Source organism: Bradyrhizobium sp. Ken01 (genome assembly GCF_055807355.1).
The window spans coordinates 1-241 of sequence record NZ_JBVVPC010000286.1; the positions used below are offsets into that span (position 1 = coordinate 1).

Below are 241 nucleotides of genomic sequence, written 5' to 3' on the forward strand. Positions count from 1 at the left end.
CGTCAATTTGTTATTGATGTTTCTTTGCCTTTTCATTATCACGGATGCTTTTATAAAAATAATTAGAATAAGTCACTACGCATTCCCATAAATGCGGGAGAGGAATCTATCACATTGATGAATGTTAGCCAGATATACGCCAGGAATGGGGAATTGTTTAGCGGCAGAATATGTAAACAAAAGCGGCAATAAATGTTGCCGGGAGTGATGGTAGGGCGGATAAGATGCGTCAGCATCGCAT

1 protein-coding gene is annotated in these 241 nt (G+C 39.8%); it reads left to right on the plus strand.

The genetic code is table 11. The features are described from left to right. The first annotated feature begins 117 nt into the window (after nucleotides 1-117). The gene (gene ysdE / locus AC0L3S_RS39685) at nucleotides 118-192 is read left to right on the plus strand and encodes a protein YsdE (RefSeq protein ID WP_211180519.1); all 75 of its coding nucleotides are present in this window, start codon (nucleotides 118-120) and stop codon (nucleotides 190-192) included. Nucleotides 193-241: the final 49 nt, after the last annotated feature.